We start from the raw sequence: 20,755 nt of genomic DNA, 5'->3' as shown, positions 1-20,755 counted from the left end.
GTGCAGAGGTATCCCTTACCTCGCGTAATGCACCGACAAAATTTGAGGACGGCATTTTGGGCGACGGCAAGCAGACTCCCGCCGGGCGTAAAAACCGCCGCAGACCCGCCAGAGCTTCCGCGCGCAACGACAAATCCGGCGGCGGAAAAGCTTCCCGCCCCCAGGGCGCGGGAAACACTGGTGCAGCTACGGACAACAGCAGCAATATCGACAGTGAGGGCTTTCGCCCCAACGTCGGCATCATTGTCCTGAACGAGCGCGGCCAGGCCCTCTGGGCGCGCAGGGTAGGCGGCAAAGACGCTTGGCAGTTCCCCCAGGGCGGCATCAACCCCGGTGAGGCTCCCGAACAGGCACTCTATCGCGAGCTCTACGAAGAGGTGGGCCTCACCCGCAGCCAGGTTACCCTGCTCGCCAGCACCCGCGGCTGGCTGCGCTACCGGCTGCCCCAGCGGCTGGTACGGCGCCGCTCGGAACCACTCTGTATCGGGCAAAAACAAAAGTGGTATTTGTTGCAGCTGAATGCTGAGGAAAGCAACATCAGCTTCAACAATGGCTACAAACCGGAATTTGATCACTGGCGATGGGTGAGTTACTGGCACCCTTTGACCAAAGTGGTGACCTTCAAGCGGGAGGTCTACCGGCGCGCGCTCACCGAGCTGGCGCCCACACAATTACAATTGGAAAGACGCTGGCTGCAGCGCGACCAGTAACCCGGCACCCAATGCGGGCCACCGCGGTCGTTGCGGGCACGCTCAGCCAGGATCGACGCCGCCAGTCCGCGGCGCCGAACAAGTACGGCGAGGATGGCCACTTTGCTCGATTTACTGCGCAGTATCGTTCAGGAAGTAAACACCGCCCGGGATCTCACCACGGCGCTCGATATCATCGTGCGTCGGGTGCGGACGGTAATGAACACCCGCGTCTGCTCGGTCTACCTGCGCGATAAGCAATCCGGCAACTATGTCCTGATGGCCACCGAAGGCCTCAATCAGGATGCCGTCGGCCAGGTGCACCTGGCCCCCGGCGAGGGGCTGGTGGGTAACGTGGCCACCCGCGAAGAGCCGATCAACCTCGAACACGCCGAGGCCCACCCCGCATTCCAGTACTTCCCCGCCACCGGCGAGGAGCGCTACTCCGCGTTTCTCGGCACCCCCATCATCCATCACCGCAACGTACTCGGCGTACTCGTGGTGCAGCAGGCGGAGCGCCGCCGCTTTGACGAGGGTGAAGAGGCCTTTCTGGTCACCCTGTCGGCGCAGCTCGCCGGGGTCATCGCCCACGCCGAAGCCACCGGCGCACTTATCAATATGGGGCAGCAGCGTAGCGAGGCGAAGTTTGTCGGCCTCGCCGCCTCCCCGGGTATCGCCATCGGCCGCGCGCACATTGTTGCGCCGCCGGCCAACCTGGCGACCGTGCCTTACGCCTGCACCATGGACGTGGACGCCGAGCTCAAGCTGTTCTACCAGTCTCTGGCGGCCGCACGAGATGAGATCCGCGATGTAGGCGAGCGCCTGAAGAACGACCTGAACAAAGAAGAGCGCGCCCTGTTCGACGCCTATATCAGCATGCTTGACGACAGCTCCATCGCCGTTGAAGTGTGTGAGCGCATTCGCCAGCAGCTGACCGCCAGCCGCGCCTGGGCGGAAGTCATGCTGGAACATGTACGGCGCTTTGAGGCCATGTCGGATTCCTACTTCCGCGAGCGCGCCGCAGACGTACGCGACCTCGGTGCACGGGTGCTGATGCACCTGCGCCAGCAGGAACACAGCCTGCGCGAATACCCCGACAACACCATCCTGATCGGCGAAGAGCTCACCGCCTCGGTACTGGCGGATGTGCCGCGCGAAAAACTCGCCGGGCTGGTATCCATCAAAGGCTCGTCCAACAGCCACGTTTCCATTATTGCCCGCGCCATGGGCGTACCCGCGGTGATGGGGGCGCAGGAGCTGCCCTGGGAACAGATCGACGGCGTCGACCTGGTGGTAGATGGCTACCGCGGTGAGCTGCATATCCACCCCAGCCCGGAACTCAGGCGCCGCTACGATGCCATTGTGGAAGAGGAGCGCGAGCTGGCGCGCAACCTGGACCACCTTGCCAAGCTCCCCTGTGAAACCGCCGATGGCCACCGCATCCGCCTGTGGGTGAACACGGGCCTGATGGCAGACGTAGTACGCTCGCTGGAGCGCGGCGCCGAGGGCGTTGGCCTGTACCGCACCGAAGTGCCGTTTCTACTGCGCGACCGCTTCCCCTCGGAAGAGGAGCAGCGGGAAATTTACCGCGAACAGTTGCAGGCCTTCGCCCCGCGCCCGGTGACCATGCGCACCCTGGATATCGGTGGCGACAAGGCACTCACCTACTTCCCCATCGAGGAAACCAACCCCTTCCTGGGCTGGCGCGGCATCCGTGTCACCCTGGACCATCCGGAAATTTTCCTGGGGCAGGTGCGCGCCATGATGAAAGCGAGCCTGGGCCTCGACAACCTGCGCATCATGTTGCCGATGATCAGCGGCGTGGGCGAACTGGAAGCCGCGCGCAAACTCGTGGATCGTGCCTACGATGAACTGGTCGACGAAGGTTACGCCATCCAGCGCCCTCCGCTCGGCATCATGATCGAGGTGCCCTCGGCGGTGTACCAGGCGCGGGAACTGGCCAAGCGAGTCGATTTCATGTCGGTGGGCAGCAACGACCTGACCCAGTACCTGCTGGCCGTGGATCGCAACAACAGCCGCGTGGCGGGTATCTACCACAGTTTCCATCCGGCGGTGCTGCAGGCGCTGTTGCAGGTGGTGACCGCGGGCCATGAAACCAGCACCAAGGTAGGCATTTGCGGCGAGCTCGCGGGCGATCCGGGCGGTGCACTGCTGCTCGTTGCCATGGGTTACGACGTGCTCTCCATGAACGCCACCAACCTGCCGCGGGTAAAAGCCGCTCTGCGGGAAATCAATAAATCGGATCTGGACCGCCTGTTACAGCAGGTACTGAAAATGGAATGCCCGGAACAGATTGAGGAAAAACTGCGCGGGTATTTACAGGATCTGGGCATAGGCGGGCTGGTGCAGCCACAGCAGACAGAAGAGAACTCCAGCTAGAACGGCGCTAGCCCTTTTCATTAAGGCCCACCATTCAAACAAAAACGCCGGGCGCAATGCCCGGCGTTTTTGTTTCGGAAACAGAAGGGAAACTTAGCCCTCGTCCGCTTCCGCCTTGTACGCATCGGCGTCCAGCAGCTTGTCCAGCTCGCTCTCGTCGCTCGGCTTGACCTTGAAAAACCAGCCATCGTCGTACGGGCTGGAGTTGACGGTTTCCGGCTCGTCTTCCAGCGCTTCATTGACCGCAATCACTTCGCCGGAAATCGGCGCGTAGATGTCGCTAGCGGCTTTCACCGACTCAACCACACCGGCCTCTTCACCCGCGGACAGGGTCTGCCCTACTTCCGGGGTTTCCACATACACCACATCACCCAGGGAGTCCTGCGCGTGGTCGCTGATGCCCACGGTTACGGTGCCATCTTCTTCCAGGCGCGCCCACTCGTGGCTGGAGGCGTATTTCAGTTCGCTGCGAATCTCGCTCATGGGTTCTTCCCTCAAAAAAGCTCAAAATTAGCTGTAAACGGTCTATTTAAAAACGGATATCCAGAAAATCACGCAATGGCTGGAGCGCAAGCTCCAGCCCGGTGCTTACACCAGCGACTTGCCGTTGCGCACAAAGCTCGGTTTTACCACCCGCACCGGGATCAGCTTGTTGCGAATCTCTACCTGTGCGGTATCTCCCACACTCACCGGCACCCGGGCCATGGCGATCGAGAAGCCCAGGGTGGGGGAGAAGGTGCCGCTGGTGATGATACCGCGGCGATCGGTGCCGTCCACCACAACCTGCTGCCCGGCGCGCAGAACACCGCGCTCTTCCAACACCAGGCCCACCAGTTTGTTCTCCACACCGGCAGCTTTTTCCTGCTCGAGTGCCTCGCGGCCGATAAACGTGCGATCCTGCGGTTCCCATGCAATGGTCCAGGCCATGTTGGCCTGCAACGGCGAGGTGTCATCGTCCATCTCATGGCCGTACAGGTTCATACCCGCTTCCAGGCGCAGGGTATCGCGCGCTCCCAGCCCGCAGGGCGCCACACCGGCGTCTGCCAGGGCGTGCCAGAAGCCAGGGGCATCCTCGTTGTTGAGCATGATTTCGAGGCCGTCTTCGCCGGTATAGCCGGTGCGCGCCACGAACCAGTCACCGCGCGCGAAACTGTTGAACACCTTGAGGCCGTCGATCGCCGCCGTCCAGTCGATGCCCATTACGTCCTTCACCTTGTCGATCGCGTCCGGCCCCTGGATGGCGATCATCGCCAGGTGCGGACGCTCGCTCAGGGTCACCTCAAAGGCGCTTGCCTGCTGGTTCATCCACGCCAGGTCTTTTTCCCGAGTGGCGCAGTTTACAACCACGCGGTAGCCCGGATCGCGCAGGTAGACAATCAGGTCATCCACCACACCGCCCTGATCGTTCAGCATACCGGTATAGAGCGCCTTGCCCGGGTTGCCGTCCAGCTTGGCCACATCGTTGGCCAGCAGCGTGCGCAGGAAGTCCCGTGCGCCTTCGCCATCCACATCCACCACGGTCATATGGGACACATCGAACATGCCCGCGCCCTTGCGCACCTTGTGGTGTTCGTCGAGCTGTGAACCGTAATGCAGCGGCATATCCCAGCCACCGAAATCCACCATTTTGCCGCCCATGGCAACGTGGGCATCGTAAAGCGCGGTTTTATTTCCCATTCTGTGCTGAATCCCGTGTTTGAACTGTGACTGTCCCGATGAAGGCGCGGGCCGCCTGCGGCGTATCGCCTGGGCCTGCCAGGCGCCCTGCCGGAAAGCCGCGTATTCTACCGGCGGCGCGACGGCCGTTACCAGATGCCAATACTCTGCAAAGCCTAGCAGCAGTAGTGGAAAATATTATCCTCTGGCGCTTATGAAGCAGTCTGCACGCAGCAAAGGGAGAAAAGCAGGGCAGCGCTATTGGCAGGGTTCTATCAATATGCGAAAAAATAACTTTTGGTGCCAGTGGCTTTGCAGTAGGTTTACCCGTCAACTGCCCCACAATAAACACATGCTGCTATGGATTGGTCTGGCTGGTTTTCCCTTTTTCTCGTTTTCGCCGTACTGGCCACACTGATCGCCACGCGCATTCAGGCCCACCTGGTGATGATGGCGGCACTCACCCTGTTGAGTGTCACTGGCATACTCTCGCCCGCAGAAGCCCTATCCGGTTTCAGTAACAGCGGCCTGATCACCGTGGCGGCCATGTTCGTGGTGGCCGCCGGCATCCACGCGTCTGGCGGCATCGACATGCTGGTGAAACACCTGCTGGGGCGCCCCGGTACGGTGCGCGCGGCCATGTTGCGGGTATTCGCCCCGGTGGTGGCACTGTCTGGCTACCTCAACAACACCCCGGTGGTCGCCACCATGATTCCCGCCCTCAACGCCTGGGCCAAGCGGATTGATGTCGCCCCTTCCAAGCTGATGATTCCCCTCAGTTACGGTGCCATCCTGGGCGGCACCCTCACCCTGATTGGCACCAGCACTAACCTGGTGGTTAACGGCCAGTACCAGGCCATTACCGGCAACGAGGGCTTCTCCCTGTTTTCCATCGCCGCCGTGGGGCTGCCCGCCGCGCTGGTGGGTATCGTGTTCATGCTGGTGTTCTTCCCCCGCTGGCTACCGGACAGACGCGAGCAGAAACCCTTCGGCAACCTGCGGGAATTCACCCTTGAGGTGGCCATCGACAGCAGCGGCCCGCTGGTTGGCAAGACGGTGGAAGACGCCGGCCTGCGCGGATTGCGCCGGGTGTATCTGGTGGAAATCGACCGCGCCGGCCAGATCATTGCCCCGGTGCGCTCGGAGGAAGTCCTGCGCGGCGGCGATCGGCTGGTGTTCGCCGGAGACACCGAAGCCATTTCCGACCTGCTGCGGGTGCGCGGCATTGTGCCCTCGGACCACCACGATGAACACGACGCGCAACCTTCCGGGGTGGAGGAGCGGCGACTGGTGGAAGCGGTGGTGTCGCCGCACTGCGAGGTGATTGGTCGAAGTATCCGCGAAGCCGATTTTCGCAAACGCTATGGCGCGGCGGTACTGGCGGTGGCCCGGGAAGGGCAGCGGGTAGCAGGCAATCTCGGCAGCATCAAACTAAAGGCGGGGGACTCCCTGTTGCTGGAAGCCCGCCCGGGCTTTGTGTTGCGCCAGCGCTACAGCAAAGATTTCCTGCTGATCAACGACCTGGAGGCGGAGAGCCCGCGGCACGAAAAAGGGGTCACCGCCTGGCTGATACTCATCGCCATGGTGCTCGCCGCGGGCAGCGGCCTGATCAGCATGCTGAATGCCTCGCTGATCGGTGCGGGCGCCATGCTCGTCACCCGCTGCTGCTCGGTGGCCCAGGCACAAAAAAGCCTCGACCTGCCGGTGCTGATCACCATCGCCGCGTCCTTTGCCCTGGGGGTTGCCCTGCAGAAAACCGGGGTGGCCGCGGTATTGGCCGAAGGCGTGATCTCGCTGTCTTATGGCCACCCCTGGCTGATGCTGATCCTGGTTTACCTGTGCGTCTCGCTGCTCACGGAAATGGTCACCAACAATGCGGCGGCCATTATCATGGTACCCATCGTGCTGCAGATTACTGCCGCCGCGGGCCTCAACCCGGAGCCGTTCATGTTCGCGGTGATGATGGCGGCCTCGGCGAGTTTCGCCACCCCGCTGGGCTACCAGACCAACCTGATGGTGTACGGTCCAGGCGGTTACGTGTTCTCCGATTACCTGAAAGTGGGCATTCCCATGAACCTGCTGATTGGCGCAGTGACGATTGCGGTGCTGCTCACCGGCTGGGACCTGACCTAGCCGGTTATCCACGCGCCTGCTGCGGCAATTATTTGCTGGCGCCCCGGGGCCAGCGGCGGTATAAAAGCCGCCCTGATCAACCCCTGTGCCCCATGGCCACATCCTTGCCAGCACCCGCTGGCCCGGCCAGTCCCCTGCACAGCACACTCGGAATCGACCGAATTGAATACAGCGCTTTACTCTGCGGCACCCGCCGCGGAATCCCCCGTGGACAACATTTGGCAACGCGGCCCCGACGACCACGACCCCCTCGACCAGATTGCCAGCGCACTGCGGGAGACCGGTTACATCGTATTGTCCGCACCATTGCCGCCGGCCTTACTGGGATCGCTGCTGCGGCATTTCCGCTCCATCGACCGCGCGCGTTTCCAGGCTGCAGGCATCGGCCGGGAGCAGGAGCACCAGCTCAACCAGTTTGTACGCACCGATGAAATTTTCTGGCTGGACCGAAGCAACCCGGCGGTTGCCGCCTATCTAAGCTGGGCGGAAACCCTGCGGCTGGGTTTGAACCGCCGGCTGTTCCTGGGATTGTTTGATTACGAGTGCCACTACGCCCGCTACAACCGCGGCAGCTACTACAAAAAGCACCTGGACGCATTCAAGGGCGACACCAACCGGATCGTGAGTACCGTGCTGTACCTCACCCCCAACTGGCAGCCCAAAGACGGTGGCGAGCTACAGATCTATGCCCCGGACAGCGATACGGTCATCGAAAAAGTCGCACCGCGTTTTGGGCAGATGGTGATTTTCCTTTCCGAGGAATTTCCCCACGAAGTGCTCACCAGCCACCGTCCGCGCTACAGCGTTACCGGCTGGTTCCGTGTGAACAATAGCCTGGGAGAGACCATCGACCCGGCGCGCTAGGTGCCGGGACTTGCGAACACCGGGGCAGCAAGCCGATGCCGTTATTACTGCTCGTCACGTCCCCTGGCATTTTTATTTGTGCTGCCGGCCTCAGCATCCGAGGTCGGTGACGCCGCCTCATCTTCATCCAGCTGCCGCCGGATCTCTTCGCGCAACAGATCCTCGGGGTCCTCGCCCTCCTGCTCCCGCTGCGCCATCTCGTCCACCAGCAAACCATAGCGCTTCGAGCGCCAGCGCCACAGGCGTTTCGCCAGCGCCTGACGGTCCGGGGTTTTGTCCGCCTCGTCGACGATTTCCTCGCCCAGTAGGGTTTCCAGAATATCTTCGAGAGTCACCAGGCCTTCGAGGCTGCCGTACTCGTCTACCACGGCGGTGATCTGCACGCGCCTGGCGAGCATTTTGTGAAACACCTGATAGATGGCGGCGGTTTCCGGCAGCATCAGCAGATCCCGGCGCAGGCTGCGCAGGGTGTCCTCGACTTCACCGCGGGCATAGGCCTGCAACAGGTCTTGCTTCAGTACAAAGCCCACCACCAGATCCGGGTCGTCCTGCTCGTACACCGGGATACGTGAGAAACGACTTTTCTCCACCTGCTCATAGGCATCCGCCACGGTCATATCCTGTGACAGGGAAAAAACCACAGTGCGCGGTGTCATCACCTCGCGCACCGTATGATCGCGCAGGGTAAAAAACAGGTTGTGCAGAATACTGGACTCGTGTCGCTCCAGCTGACCTTCGGCCTCGCCGATTTGCGCCATCACCGCAAACTCTTCGCGGCTGAATCCCGTCAGTGTGGGTCCGTGGGCGAGCCCGCGTGTCAACCGCTCGGAAAGCCACACAAACGGCTTCAGCACAATCACCAGGTAGCGCAGTACATACGCGGTGGCCGGTGCCAGCTGCCGCCAGTACACCGCACCCAATGTCTTCGGAATAATTTCGGAAAACACCAGAATCAGCAGGGTAAGCACCGCCGAGGCAATGCCCAGATATTGATTGCCGAATACGGCCGCGGCCTGCGCGCCGGCACCGGCGGCACCCACCGTATGGGCGACGGTATTCAGTGTGAGGATCGCCGCCAGCGGCGCATTGATATCCTCTTTCAGCGTGCGCAATACACGCCCGGACCGGTGTCCCTCCCGCTCCAGCAGGCTCACATAGGGGCGCGTAACACTGAGGATAACCGCCTCGGCAATCGAACACAGAAAAGAGAACCCGAGGGCAATCAGCACATAAGTAATCAGTAGCAGCATGGTCGGTCAGAATTCTTGTCGATTGTTGGCTGTGTCGTTGTCACGACGCGCATCGGTAGCGGAAAAATAGCGGCGAGCACCACCGCCCAGACAGAACACAAGGGCGAGCAGCAGGCCAGCGGCAAAGCCGCCGATATGCGCGGCATTGGCGATGCCACCGGGAATGAAGTAATCGACGATACCCGCCATGCAGACCAGCAACCATACCAGCGCGATCCAAATCAGTGACGGCGGCACATCGCGCCACTGCGGCTGCCAGCGCTGAATAACAAACGCAGCGCCGATCAGCGCGTACACCACCCCGGACATGCCGCCAAACAAATTCTGCGGCGCCCAGTAATACTGGGTCAGGTTAGAAACGGGCGCACTCAGTAGAACCAGCAGGGCAAACCACCCGCTGCCGGCACGGGCCTCCAGCGAACGCCCCACAATCCACACCCCGAGCGCGTTAAACAGCGCGTGGGGCAGTGAAAAATGCACGATAGCCGGGGTCCACAAACGCCAGAATTCCCCCCGCGACAAATGCCAGGCAAGGGACGATTGCGCCGCACCAAAGTCACCGGCGCCCTGCGGGAAAATAACCAGCGGCTCCGCCCAACCCTGGCGCAACATCAACCAGCCGATAAAACACAACGCGATTAACACCAAACTGACGGGTGTCTGCCGCAGCGACCACTGCGGAATCACCGACACGGGCGCCTCGCCCTGCGTATTCGATGCCGGCGCCTCCCCGGTGTTCTCTCCCGCGCCCTGCGCATCCTCGCCTGCAGCCGACTCCCCCGCGGGAGCCGCTTCATCGTAGGTATGCACCTGGATCTGCGCGAGATCGACTTCTCCCGCCTGCCAGCGCGCCAGCAACTGTCCCATGGGTTCCACCAGTTGCGGGGCCAGGCTCGCCACACACTGGTGATTGTTTTCCTCGCTGATACGCAGGGGCAGCTGGTGCCGCTGAATAAAGTCCGCCACCGCAGACAGGTCTTTGCTCAGGGGAAATTCACAAATGGTGATCCAGTGACTCAAATTGGGGCCTACTCGAATAAAACGATGCGATGGCGGGACTCTATCAAATTTCCCCGACGGATTCCGGCGCAGTGGCAGCGGGCACAAAAAACGCGGCGTGTGTGCCGCGTTTCTTCATGGCCTGGGCAACCCTGCAAACGCCTCACACCGACATGGCGCGCATGATGATGCGTTTTTTGAGCAGTGGGCTCGCGTCCACCATGCTCAGCCCGGTATTACGCAGCCAGCGCCAGTGCAGATCACCAGCGCCAAACAGGGATTTGAACGTGCTCATGGCCTTGAGGGTCGCCGCATTTTCGCCGCGGCGACGACGCTGATATCGAGTAAGTACGGAGGCATGCGCCGGAGAAATATCCCGCTTCAGTGCGCGGTCAATTTCCTCACTCAGCACCAGCACATCCATAAACCCAAGGTTCACCCCTTGTCCCGCGAGCGGATGAATATTGTGAGCCGCATCGCCAATCAACACAGCACCGGGGCCAAAATACGATTCCGCATGACGCGCCCGCAACGCGAACGAAAACCGCTCGCTGACCGACTCGATGGCGCCGAGGCGGCTTTCAAAGGCCTTCTCCAGATTAAGGGCAAACGCCTTGTCATCGAGCATCACCAGCTCGCGCGCCAGGCTGTCGTCTGCGGACCAGACCACGGCGCAGTGGCGATCATCCCCCAGCCCGGCGAGCGGCAGAAACGCCAATGGGCCGGTGTCCAGAAAGCGCTGCCAGGCCGTCGACTGATGCGGTTTCTCACAGCGCGCCACACACACCAGCGCGGTTTGTTGATACTCCACATCGCGAGTGCGGATACGCAGCAGATCGCGCACCCGCGAGCGCGCGCCATCGGCACCGATCAACAGGCGGGTGGTCAGTACCGGGGACTGGTTATCCAGCCCCTCGACCACATCCCGCTCCGGGCTCCGCGCCTGCAGATGCCACAGGCCACAATCCCGCCACCAGCTCTCCAGCTTGAAGCCGGTCACCAGGTCGATGTTGCTTAATTCTGCGATACGCTCGCGCAGGGCGGCGAGAATCACACTGTTTTCCACGATATGCCCGAGGTTGGGCAATTTCACATCGCGGCAATCAAACCACACGGAGCCGGTGCCTTCCGCGTCCCACACCCGCATCTGGGTGTACGGGCATTCGCGCTTGCCGGCGAACAGCTGCCAGGCACCCACCTCCTCCAACAGCTTGCGCGACGCTTCGGTAAGCGCCACCACCCGCGCATCGTAGCGATCCTCGTGAACCTGCGGGTCCGTGTTCGATGCCTCCAGCAGCGAAATACGCATCTGTGGGTGTCGCACCGCCAGCAAAGCCGCCTGTGCCATCCCCACCATGCCACCGCCGACGATGGTCACGTCCATTCGCTGTCTGTTCATAGGCCGTTGTTCTCCGGGAAAAAATTCGAGGGCGCGGACAGGCCCTTGTCCGCCATTGCAAGATCCACCGTTATAGTGTGGTTAGAGCGCAAGTCCAGCAGCCTGACGGGCAAAACCAGCACGCAGGGCGGGTGCCAGGGCCAGGCCCAGCAGCCCCGCCTGACGCAGCCCCCCAAGCAACAGACTGCGGGAGGCGAAAAGTGGCGGGATGCGGTCACTGAAACCGATGGTCAACTGCTGGTCATGTTGACGTTCGCGCCAATAAGCCTCAAGTAAGTTTAGCTCGCCCGGGCCAGATTGCCGGAAATCCGCTCCCGGCTCCGACATTGCGCGGCCGATAACGCGCGCCAGGGCGTCGCAGTCGCGCAGGGTCAGATTGAATCCCTGGCCAGCCACCGGGTGCAGAAAATGCGCACAGTTGCCCACCAGCGCCAGCCCACGGCGCACCTGCTCGCGCGCCAGGGATAATTTTAGCGGGTAGCCCTGTACCTGCCCGGCGCGCACGAAACGTCCGGCACGCCAGCCGAAGGTCTGTTGCAGGTGACTCAGAAAGTCCTTCTCGGAAAGCCCGGCAACCCGCTCCCAGTCACCTTCCTCACAGGTCCATACCAGCGCCGCCCGATGCCCGCCATCGCGCTGCGGCAGCGGCAACAATGCCATGGGGCCCCGCTCGGTAAAGCGCTCAAACGCCACACCGCCGTGATCCTGTTGCAGCCCCACTGTGGTCACCAGTGCATGCTGGTGGTAGGCCACTTCCTCGGTGGCAATGCCCAAGCGCCGACACAGTGGCGAGTCGACGCCGTCCGCCACCACCAGCAGGCGTGCCTGCAGAGACTCCGCGGTAGCAGTCTCAGCACCGGCCGGGCGCCAGGACAACTGTGCCCCCGCAGCCGTCATGACCACATCCGCAACCTCCGCCGGGGCCAACACCCGGACCCCGGTATTTTCCAGTGCGCGATACAGCAGCGGACCGAGTGCCGCGTTTTCAACCACCGCGCCAAGCATGCCCGCAAAACTGGCGGCGGACTCACGCGCAGCACTCAGGCTCGCGCTCATGCTGTGGCCGCGATCGGACACCTGCACCCGGGTAATCGGCGCTGCGTATTCGCGCAGCGCGGACCACACACCCAGCTCGTCAAAAATCTGCAGGCTGCCGGCAGCAATGGCGGTGGCCCGGGTATCAAAACTCGGCAGGTTCAAGGCGGCGGTATCGTCGGGTAGCGGGTGCCGCTCCAGCAGTGCAATGTTCAGCCCAGGGCAGTGATGGGCAAGCAGCAGCGCCAGACTCGCGCCAGCCATGCCGCCGCCAACAATGGCGACATCGATATCGGTGGTAGCGGCCGCGGTGTGCTGCGTCATAGTAAAGCCTCCTGTACCAGATCGCCGGCGCGCATCAGGTACTCGATATCCGCAATGGCTTTCGGTGCCGCCGCGGAAAGAATCTGGGTTCCGTCTTTTAACAGGGCCACATCGTCTTCAATGCGAATCCCGATGCCGCGGAATTTCTCCGGCACATCGCTCTCCTCGGCCGCAATGTAAATGCCCGGCTCCACCGTCATGGTCATACCCGGTTCCAGTTGACGCCACTGACCGTGCACTTTGTAGTCCCCCACATCGTGCACATCCATACCCAACCAGTGACCGACGCGGTGCATGTAAAAACGGCGATAGGCCCCGGATTCGATCAGTCCGTGTAAATCGCCTTTCAGCAGTCCGAGATCCTTCAACCCGCGGACGATCACTTCCACACTGGCGAGATGCGGATGATCCCAGTCGTTGCCGGCAACAATTTTTTCGATCGCCGCCTGCTGGCTGGCCAGCACAATTTCATACACCGCTTTTTGCGGACCACTGAAACGGCCATTCACGGGAAAGGTCCGGGTAATATCCGCTGCATAGCCGCGGTATTCACAGCCCGCATCAATCAGCACCAGCTCGCCGTTGCGCAGCGGCGCACTGTTGGCGATGTAATGCATCACCAGCGCATTGCGCCCGCCGCCCACAATGCTCGGGTAAGCAGGCTCACGTGCGCCACCGGACGCAAAGGCATGCAACAGTTCCGCTTCCAGCTGGTACTCGTACATGCCCGGCTGGCAGCACTGCATGGCACGACGGTGGCCTTCCGCACTGATCTCCGCGGCCCTGGCCATCAGGCGAATTTCCGCAGCACTTTTGAACAGCCGCAAATCGTGTAACTGCGGATCCAGGCTCACCATTTCCGGCGCCGATACCGCGCCCGGCGCATGCTCCAGGGCCTGCAGATAGCCCTGCAGGCGACGATCGAGCTGGGGAAAGCGCCCCATGGTGTAGTAAATCAGGTCCCGCCCTTCCAGCAGGCCGGGCAAAATGTCGTCCAGATCGCCAATCGGGAAGGCATCGCACAGGCCACAGAACTCGGCCGCACGCTCCGGCCCCAGGCGCGGGCCGTCCCACATTTCTTTTTCTGCGTCCCGCTCCCGACAAAACAGCAGCGTTTCCCCCTGCGCGCGTCCAGGAATCAGCACCAGCAGGGACTCGGGCTCGTTGAACCCGGTGAGATAGGAAAAATCGCTGTCCTGACGGAAAGGAAAATACGTATCGCGCGAGCGCAATTGCTCTCGGGCCGCTGGCACAATCGCCAGACTGTTTGACTCCAGCCCTTCGACCAGGCGCTGCCGGCGGCGAGCGTACTCAGCTTTGGAAATATTCATGGAGAAATCGCCTGATTCCGGACTCAGTGCAGCGTGGGGCCCGCAGGTTGATCATCACCTTGACCAGGCCCGCACTCGGCAGACGGTGGATTACATTCCACAAAGATATTCAGCGCCGCCATGCGCACATATTCCTGCACTTCGAAGAATTCCCGCTCCTGTTCCGGGCCATTCTCGAGTGAGGTGGCGTCCAGCTGGGCGATCTCGGCAAAATCCTTCAATGCCTCACTGGACGTCGCCGGCAGTTCACCGATGTATTTGCCCACACCAAACCCATGCAAAAACCCTTCGCACCAGAGGCACAGTGTCTGGCCGCGCTCGGCCAGTTCTTCGCCGGTACTGAGCAGGGGCTGGAATGCAAAATTCTTGTCCGACAGATCCTGCAGACTCTGCTCGGCAAGAACCAGGCTGTCGCGCGTCAGGTCGGCGGGCAGCGCTTCCAGGTCGAGAAACTCCGCCGTTTCTTTTTTCCAGCGGCCCTTGTCGGGGCGCGCACCGGCAGCAAGCAGGCCGCAAATAAAGCCGTGCAGTTCGCTCGGTCCGATTTTGCCGCCAGCGGCGACTATCTGATTAGCAAGATCATCAAACGAAACCTGCGCTGCGGACATAAATACTCCTGAAGACCTATGCGAATCGCGGCGGTGAATGCGTAATCATTCTTACCGAAAAGATCCGCGACCTGCTGTAAATTTGAACGGTAACCGGGAAATTTGGCTGCCAATACGGACAATGTACGCGCGCGACAAAGATGTGCGAATAAATCACCAAACTGGCGAAATATTGACTACTCGCGCCCCATATAAATGACACATAGACCCTGAGGACAATTGACCCTCCCAAACACCGGCAATATAGTAGCGGAATCCCCCGCCTCGCGCAGGTGGCAGACGGTTCGCTGACATGGGGGGACCACGGAACACGCAGGAATTATGGATAAAATACAGGCGTTAGAACTCAAGCTGGATACACTGTTGCAACAGTGCCAGCAGCTGGCTGCAGACAATCGCGCGCTGCGCGAGCAGGCGGGCCAGTGGCAGCAAGAGCGCCAACGGCTGATTAAAAACAATGAAGTGGCTCGCAGCCGGGTTGAAACCATGATCAACCGGCTCAAGGGCCTGGGCCAAGATAACGGATGAGCAGTAAAGCGCACAATTCAGCGACGGTTGCGGTAACGATTCTCGACAAGGAGTATCGTGTTGCCTGCTCGGAAGAAGAGCAGCCCGGCCTGCAGGCGTCTGCAAAACTGCTCAACGAGCGCATGGCGAAAATTCGCAACAGTGGCACGGTAATCGGCGCCGAGCGCATTGCGGTGATGGCGGCGCTCAATATTGCCCACGAACTCATTCAGGCCAAGGCCGACCTGGCCCGGCAACCGGTGGAAGAACAGATGCTCGACCGGTTGCATGAAAAAGTACAGGCCGCGCTGGAAAAGTTCGACACTTTCTAAGCCCGTCACTCGGCCTGCCGCTGTGCAGGCCGCTTCGCCCGCCCACAACGCTTCCCCGTACTCCGCAAAAAACCGCATGCCCCGCGGCAATTCCGGCTTCACTTGACTATCGCAAAAATGCACCTTTTGCCGGGAAAGTCCGTTTAGCCAAGTCTGGCTACAAGGGGTATACTCTTTCTTGCCCTGAAGTGTTGGCCAGTTGACTATGTCCTGAGCCGATAATTCTACCCTGGAGGATCCCAGCGGATGTTGGTGTGCAAGTCCGCCTTGTAGCGGAAAGCCTTATGCATTCCGGGAGCCCCCACCTTGAGCCTTACGGTTCAAGGCTATGTCATCAGCCGCACCTTCGGGGCCCTAATTTCCCTTCCCGCTGTGGTCCGCCGTGACCCTGGCAATCCGGGTGCTGAAAACACGATGGCAATGTCCGATTCCGCCACCCCATCCAAAGCGACATCATCTGGCATAAAACCCTCCAAGCAGCAGCTGCGCCGGCAAATCCGCGCCGCCCGCCGGGAGCTGAGTGCATACCGGCAACGTCTGGCCAGTCGCAGGCTGTGTGCGCGACTGGCGCTGTGTCCGGAGGTGAAGCGAGCGCGCCACATCGGCCTGTACTGGCCGATGGACGGCGAGATTGATCCGCGCCCACTGCTGGAGCGCTTTCCGCACAAGTGTTTTTACCTGCCCGCACTGCCGCGCGCGGCGCGCACCACCATGATGTTCTTACACTGGCCCGGCACCACGCCGCGCTACCGCAATCGCTACGGTATTCCCGAGCCAGTGCTGGGACGCTCCAGTGCCATCCGTGCAGAGCGGCTGGATCTGGTGCTGCTGCCGCTGGTCGCGTTCGATCCCAGTGGCGCACGGCTGGGCATGGGGGCCGGGTACTACGACCGCACCTTTGCCTTCAAGCAGCTGCGCCCGGGTAGCGGCCCCGATCTGGTGGGAGTTGCCCACCAATTACAGTGTGTCGACCACCTGCCGGTAGAACCCTGGGACATTCCCCTGACGCTGGTGGCCACTGACCACAGGGTTTACCGCAGCCGGTAGCCGGCCCCGACTCCCACACACAAACCCTGCAGACACAAAAAAGCCGAACCGCTGCGAGCAGGGTTCGGCTTTTTTGCTTTGGCATCAGCCAGCGACGGGCGTAAGGATCAGCGAGTGACCACTCCCTGCTGCAGGGCTGCCGGGGCTTCTTCTTCGTCGGAAGAGAACACCTCGGTCAGGCCGGAACTGCTCAGCAGTACGCCCGCAACAAAGACAACTACAGCGAGTGTCAATGCATCGGGTTTCATGGGGACCATCCTGTAAGATTTGAATTCTTCTTGTTTGCGAACTCTTTCGTTATTACCTGGCGATCTTCGCCGCCAGTGGCGATTTGGACCCCAACCAGCCAGAAAGTTCAGACACTAAACGGGGCATTTTCCGCCAATCTGCTCTTCTAGGCGAGCCTCTCCGGGCCAAACACCGATCAAAAGATACGCGATTAGTGTCCAAATAGTAACCCGTCAAGGTCTTTTTTTTGAGAAAACGCTCACATTTTTAGAATTGCAAGTTCGACAGGTCGGCCAGGGTGATCTACTCGTCGCAAAAAATGCGCGCTACAGCACGATTTCGGCGCCAATCGCCCACTTTCCCTTAGTTTTCTTCCGTTTCTCGCGCCCGCGACAGGAAGAAACGATAGGCGGGGTTTTCGGTCTCCTCCCAGAAGGGGTAGTGCAGCTGGTCGAGCAGTGCCTTGAGCGCGGCACGCTCGTCTTCGGCCACCTCCAGCCCCACCAGTACCCGACCATAGGCCGCACCGTGGTTGCGATAGTGGAACAGGGTGATGTTCCAGCGGCCCGCCAGCTGTTCGAGAAACTTGCGCAGGGCGCCGGGGCGCTCGGGAAACTCAAAGCGATACACCACCTCATTGTCGATGCCGGGAGCACGCCCGCCCACCAGATGGCGAATATGCAGTTTGGCCATCTCGTTGTCGGTCAGGTCCGTCACCTCGTAGCCACCCTGCTGAAGCTGGCTCACCAGCTGCTGGCGGTCGGCATCGGTGGATACCTGCATACCGACGAAAATATGCGCTGCGCCGCTGTTGGCGTAGCGGTAATTGAATTCCGTGATGGAGCGGTCGCCCAGGTCGCGGCAAAACTGCAGGTAACTGCCCGGTCTTTCGGGAATGGTGACCGCCAGTACCGCCTCGCGCTTCTCGCCAATCTCGGTGCGCTCGCTGATGTAGCGCAGGCGGTCAAAATTGGTATTGGCCCCGCTGCAGACCGTTGCCAGTGCCTGGTTCTGCGCACCGCTCTGGTCCGCATACTTCTTCAGCCCGGCGAGCCCCACGGCACCGGCGGGCTCAGCAATGGAGCGGGTGTCTTCGAAAATATCCTTGATGGCCGCACAGATCTCATCGGTGGTCACCGTGATGACGCCATCGATGGTCTCGCGCAGCACACGGTAGGTCTCCTCGCCGATCTGCGCCACGGCAACCCCGTCGGCAAATAGCCCCACCTGGGGCAGGCGCCCCTCGCGGTTGCCCTGGGCCAGCGCCAGTTTCAGACACGCGGCGTCTTCCGGCTCCACCGCGTAGACCTTGATTTCCGGGCGCACGTATTTGATGTAGGCGGCCATGCCGGCGGCGAGGCCACCACCACCCACGGGGATAAAAACAGCGTCCAGGTGGCCCGGATGCTGGCGCAGCAGCTCCATCGCCACCGTACCCTGGCCGGCGATGACATCGGGGTCATCGTACGGATGGATAAATACCAGGTCGCGCTCCTCCACCAGCTGTCTCGCCAGTGCCGCCGCCTCGTCGAAGGTGTCCCCGTGCAACACGACTTCCGCACCGCGCATGCGCACCGCATTGACCTTGATCGCCGGGGTCGTCGACGGCATCACGATGGTGGCACGCACCCCCAGCTGCTGGGCACCCAGCGCCAGGCCCTGGGCGTGATTGCCCGCAGAGGCCGCAATCACACCCTTGGCACGTTGCTCCGGAGCGAGCTGCAGGAGTTTGTTGTAAGCGCCGCGAATCTTGAAGGAGAACACCGGTTGCAGGTCTTCCCGCTTCAGCAGAATACGGTTGCCAACACGGTGCGACAGCTGGCGCATGGGCTCCAGTGGGGTTTCGATGGCGACATCGTAAATGCGCGCGTCTAAAATGCGCTTGATATAGGACTTGGGCATGACAGAAATCGGCAGCCGGTGGATGTTAGGGAGCCCGCCAGTCTAATCGCTATGCAGCAGCAAAGCCACATCAAAGCCTGTTTTGCGCGAGAAAATATTCGCAACCGGGCATTTTTATCGCAAATATTGCACAAGGACGCTTCCCCCCATGACAGAGCCCATGAACCAGGATCAACTCAAGCAGGACGTTGCTCGCGCCGCGGTGGAATACATCACCCCCATGCTGGACGCCGATACCATTGTGGGCGTCGGCACAGGCTCCACGGCCAATTACTTCATCGACTTTCTGGCGGAGAAAAAGGGCCTGTTCGACGGCACCGTCGCCAGCTCGGAAGCCTCGGCCGAACGCCTCAAGTCCCATGGTATTCCAGTGTACGACCTGAACGCCGTGGACAGCATCCGGGTGTACGTGGATGGCGCCGATGAAACCAATCCCCTGCTGCAACTGATCAAGGGCGGCGGCGCGGCGCTGACCCGGGAAAAGATCGTCGCCGCCTGCTCGGAAGAGTTTGTCTGTATTGCTGACGATAGCAAGTGGGTGCCGGTGCTGGGCAATTTCCCCCTGCCGGTGGAAGTGATTCCCATGGCACGCTCTTATGTGGCCCGCGAAATCGTCAAGCTCGGCGGCGACCCCGTCTACCGCGAGGGCGTGACTACCGACAATGGCAATGTCATCCTCGACGTGCACAATATGCAGATTGCCAAGCCCCTGGAGCTGGAAGACGCCATCAACAACATTACCGGCGTAGTGACCAACGGCCTGTTTGCCGCGCGCCCCGCCGACGTACTGCTGCTGGGAACGGCCGAGGGCGTAAAGACGGTCAAGTCCAAGATTTAAGCAACAATTTGAGAGCTGATGATTCACAAGAATAAGAAAGGAAAACTGGCGCTACTTGCCCTGCCGCTGCTGGCGGCAGGTTGCGCCACCACCCCGCCGAGCAATACCGACAATATCTGCGAGATTTTCCGTGAGAAAGACGGCTGGTATCACGACGCAGCCAAGTCTGCGCGCAAGTGGAACACGCCCATCGCGACCATGATGGCGACCCTGCACCAGGAATCCCGCTTCGTGCACGATGCCAAACCACCGCGCACCAAAATCCTGTGGATCATTCCCGGCCCGCGCCCGTCAGACGCCTACGGTTATCCACAGGCGCTCGGCACCACCTGGAAGAGTTACCAGCGCTCCACCGGCAATTACCGGGGTGATCGCGACGATTTCGAGGACGCGATCGACTTTGTCGGCTGGTATCACAACACCAGCCAGCGCCAGTGTCGTATCAAGCCCAACGACACCTACCACCTGTACCTCGCCTACCACGAAGGGCAAGGTGGCTTTAACCGCCGCACCTACCGCAACAAAAAATGGCTACAGAAAGTGGCTCACAAGGTATCCGCGCGGGCAAGTACCTACCAGCGACAGCTGAATAGTTGCGAGACCTCTCTCAAGAAGCGTAAAAAATTCCTTGGCCTGTTCTGAGCAGGCCACGGCATCAGCGCACAAACCCACTGCCGCCGGACTCATCTGGCGGCAAATCACACAAGCCTCCGTGAATAACAACTACCCTTTGCAGACAGCGCTTTGCCACCGCGATGTACTCCTCAAGAACGGATCCCAGATCAAGGCCCTGTAGCCCTCATCCAACGCTGGGCGTGCAAATCCGCACAGAAGCGTTTTCATCGATAACGAGAGGTGCTTCATGAAGCCGACCGCCATCTATTCCGCCGCACTTGCTCTGGCTCTCGCCGTTTCCAGTGCCTTCGCCGAAACTGCCGTTAGTGATGCCCAACTGCATAAGTTTGCCGATGCCTATCGCTCCATCGTTACCCTGAGCCAGGAATACGCGCCCAAAATCAAGGCCGCCGCCGACGCCGCCGCCGCAGAAGCGATTAATGTGGAAGCACAGTCGAAAATGGTGGCCGCGGTACAGAGCGCCGGCCTGAGCAAAGAAGAGTACCAGGGCATTGCCACGCAACTGCGCAACGACCCGGCCCTGCTGCAGAAGGTCAATGCCATTCTCCAGCAAGCCGCCAAACAGCAGTAACTGCCG

Annotated in this window: 20 protein-coding genes and 1 other RNA gene; 11 read left to right on the top strand and 10 right to left on the bottom strand. The window is 61.0% G+C overall.

Translation table 11 applies throughout. From position 1 onward, the window contains the following. The first annotated feature begins 56 nt into the window (after positions 1-56). Both rppH and ptsP read left to right on the top strand, forming a co-directional pair. On the top strand, positions 57-710 hold the full coding sequence (rppH, locus tag JF535_RS04455; RefSeq protein WP_479724300.1) for an RNA pyrophosphohydrolase: 654 nt from the start codon (positions 57-59) through the stop codon (positions 708-710). Between the two features lie 102 nt (positions 711-812). Next, the gene (gene ptsP / locus JF535_RS04450; RefSeq protein WP_207000216.1) at positions 813-3,089 is read left to right on the top strand and encodes a phosphoenolpyruvate--protein phosphotransferase; all 2,277 of its coding nucleotides are present in this window, start codon (positions 813-815) and stop codon (positions 3,087-3,089) included. A gap of 93 nt (positions 3,090-3,182) precedes the next feature. On the opposite strand, the gene gcvH is transcribed toward ptsP, so the two are convergent. Next, entirely contained in the window at positions 3,183-3,572 is a 390-nt protein-coding gene (gcvH, locus tag JF535_RS04445) for a glycine cleavage system protein GcvH (protein WP_206999511.1), read from the bottom strand. A gap of 105 nt (positions 3,573-3,677) precedes the next feature. Continuing rightward, on the bottom strand, positions 3,678-4,766 hold the full coding sequence (gene gcvT, locus JF535_RS04440) for a glycine cleavage system aminomethyltransferase GcvT (RefSeq protein WP_206999509.1): 1,089 nt from the start codon (positions 4,764-4,766) through the stop codon (positions 3,678-3,680). A 339-nt stretch (positions 4,767-5,105) separates the two neighbouring features. On the opposite strand from gcvT, the gene JF535_RS04435 reads away from it, so the two are divergent. Both JF535_RS04435 and JF535_RS16925 read left to right on the top strand, forming a co-directional pair. Beyond that, positions 5,106-6,878, top strand: coding sequence for an SLC13 family permease (locus JF535_RS04435; RefSeq protein WP_206999507.1), 1,773 nt, complete (start codon positions 5,106-5,108; stop codon positions 6,876-6,878). Positions 6,879-7,085: 207 nt separating this feature from the next. Beyond that, entirely contained in the window at positions 7,086-7,742 is a 657-nt protein-coding gene (locus tag JF535_RS16925) for a 2OG-Fe(II) oxygenase (RefSeq protein WP_340674118.1), read from the top strand. A gap of 44 nt (positions 7,743-7,786) precedes the next feature. Here JF535_RS16925 and JF535_RS04425 read toward each other — a convergent pair whose 3' ends face one another. The 6 genes from JF535_RS04425 to JF535_RS04400 all read right to left on the bottom strand — a co-directional run bounded on the left by JF535_RS04425 (position 7,787) and on the right by JF535_RS04400 (position 14,688). Further along, entirely contained in the window at positions 7,787-8,992 is a 1,206-nt protein-coding gene (locus JF535_RS04425) for a hemolysin family protein (protein WP_206999503.1), read from the bottom strand. A gap of 6 nt (positions 8,993-8,998) precedes the next feature. Next, positions 8,999-10,012 carry a rhomboid family intramembrane serine protease gene (locus JF535_RS04420; RefSeq protein WP_206999501.1) on the bottom strand — a complete coding sequence of 338 codons (1,014 nt, stop codon included), beginning with the start codon at positions 10,010-10,012 and terminating at the stop codon, positions 8,999-9,001. Between the two features lie 142 nt (positions 10,013-10,154). Next, complete coding sequence (locus JF535_RS04415) at positions 10,155-11,390, bottom strand: UbiH/UbiF/VisC/COQ6 family ubiquinone biosynthesis hydroxylase (RefSeq protein WP_242523586.1); 1,236 nt, start codon at positions 11,388-11,390, stop codon at positions 10,155-10,157. 81 nt (positions 11,391-11,471) lie between these two features. After that, positions 11,472-12,749: an FAD-dependent oxidoreductase gene (locus JF535_RS04410; protein ID WP_206999493.1), complete on the bottom strand. Its 1,278-nt coding sequence runs from the start codon at positions 12,747-12,749 to the stop codon at positions 11,472-11,474. Beyond that, on the bottom strand, positions 12,746-14,080 hold the full coding sequence (gene pepP / locus JF535_RS04405; protein ID WP_206999491.1) for a Xaa-Pro aminopeptidase: 1,335 nt from the start codon (positions 14,078-14,080) through the stop codon (positions 12,746-12,748). The genes JF535_RS04410 and pepP overlap by 4 nt, the downstream gene beginning before the upstream one ends. 23 nt (positions 14,081-14,103) lie before the next feature. After that, a complete protein-coding gene (locus tag JF535_RS04400; protein WP_206999489.1) occupies positions 14,104-14,688 on the bottom strand; it encodes a UPF0149 family protein in 585 nt (194 codons plus the stop codon). Positions 14,689-15,009: 321 nt separating this feature from the next. Here JF535_RS04400 and JF535_RS04395 point away from each other — a divergent pair, with 321 nt between their 5' ends. From JF535_RS04395 to JF535_RS04380, 4 genes are all read left to right on the top strand, one after another. Further along, positions 15,010-15,216, top strand: a complete 207-nt coding sequence (locus tag JF535_RS04395; protein WP_066961088.1) for a TIGR02449 family protein — start codon at positions 15,010-15,012, stop codon at positions 15,214-15,216. Continuing rightward, the gene (locus tag JF535_RS04390) at positions 15,213-15,527 is read left to right on the top strand and encodes a cell division protein ZapA (protein ID WP_206999487.1); all 315 of its coding nucleotides are present in this window, start codon (positions 15,213-15,215) and stop codon (positions 15,525-15,527) included. The genes JF535_RS04395 and JF535_RS04390 overlap by 4 nt, the downstream gene beginning before the upstream one ends. 177 nt (positions 15,528-15,704) lie before the next feature. Then, positions 15,705-15,884: non-coding RNA, 6S RNA (gene ssrS, locus JF535_RS04385), on the top strand. 57 nt (positions 15,885-15,941) lie between these two features. Then, positions 15,942-16,574, top strand: a complete 633-nt coding sequence (locus JF535_RS04380; RefSeq protein WP_242523585.1) for a 5-formyltetrahydrofolate cyclo-ligase — start codon at positions 15,942-15,944, stop codon at positions 16,572-16,574. Between the two features lie 107 nt (positions 16,575-16,681). Here the strand turns inward: JF535_RS04380 and JF535_RS04375 are convergent, their stop codons facing one another. Next, complete coding sequence (locus JF535_RS04375) at positions 16,682-16,822, bottom strand: hypothetical protein (protein ID WP_162276141.1); 141 nt, start codon at positions 16,820-16,822, stop codon at positions 16,682-16,684. A gap of 343 nt (positions 16,823-17,165) precedes the next feature. Next, positions 17,166-18,704: a threonine ammonia-lyase, biosynthetic gene (gene ilvA, locus JF535_RS04370; RefSeq protein ID WP_206999485.1), complete on the bottom strand. Its 1,539-nt coding sequence runs from the start codon at positions 18,702-18,704 to the stop codon at positions 17,166-17,168. Positions 18,705-18,864: 160 nt separating this feature from the next. On the opposite strand from ilvA, the gene rpiA reads away from it, so the two are divergent. The 3 genes from rpiA to JF535_RS04355 all read left to right on the top strand — a co-directional run bounded on the left by rpiA (position 18,865) and on the right by JF535_RS04355 (position 20,749). Beyond that, positions 18,865-19,542, top strand: a complete 678-nt coding sequence (rpiA, locus tag JF535_RS04365) for a ribose-5-phosphate isomerase RpiA (protein ID WP_206999483.1) — start codon at positions 18,865-18,867, stop codon at positions 19,540-19,542. Between the two features lie 18 nt (positions 19,543-19,560). After that, positions 19,561-20,184 carry a transglycosylase SLT domain-containing protein gene (locus JF535_RS04360; RefSeq protein ID WP_206999481.1) on the top strand — a complete coding sequence of 208 codons (624 nt, stop codon included), beginning with the start codon at positions 19,561-19,563 and terminating at the stop codon, positions 20,182-20,184. A 220-nt stretch (positions 20,185-20,404) separates the two neighbouring features. Then, complete coding sequence (locus tag JF535_RS04355) at positions 20,405-20,749, top strand: DUF4168 domain-containing protein (RefSeq protein ID WP_206999479.1); 345 nt, start codon at positions 20,405-20,407, stop codon at positions 20,747-20,749. Positions 20,750-20,755: the final 6 nt, after the last annotated feature.

This window comes from Microbulbifer salipaludis (assembly GCF_017303155.1).
Lineage (GTDB): Bacteria > Pseudomonadota > Gammaproteobacteria > Pseudomonadales > Cellvibrionaceae > Microbulbifer > Microbulbifer salipaludis.
The sequence above is the reverse complement of the archived record's forward strand: the minus strand, read 5'-3'. Positions and strand labels throughout refer to the sequence as shown.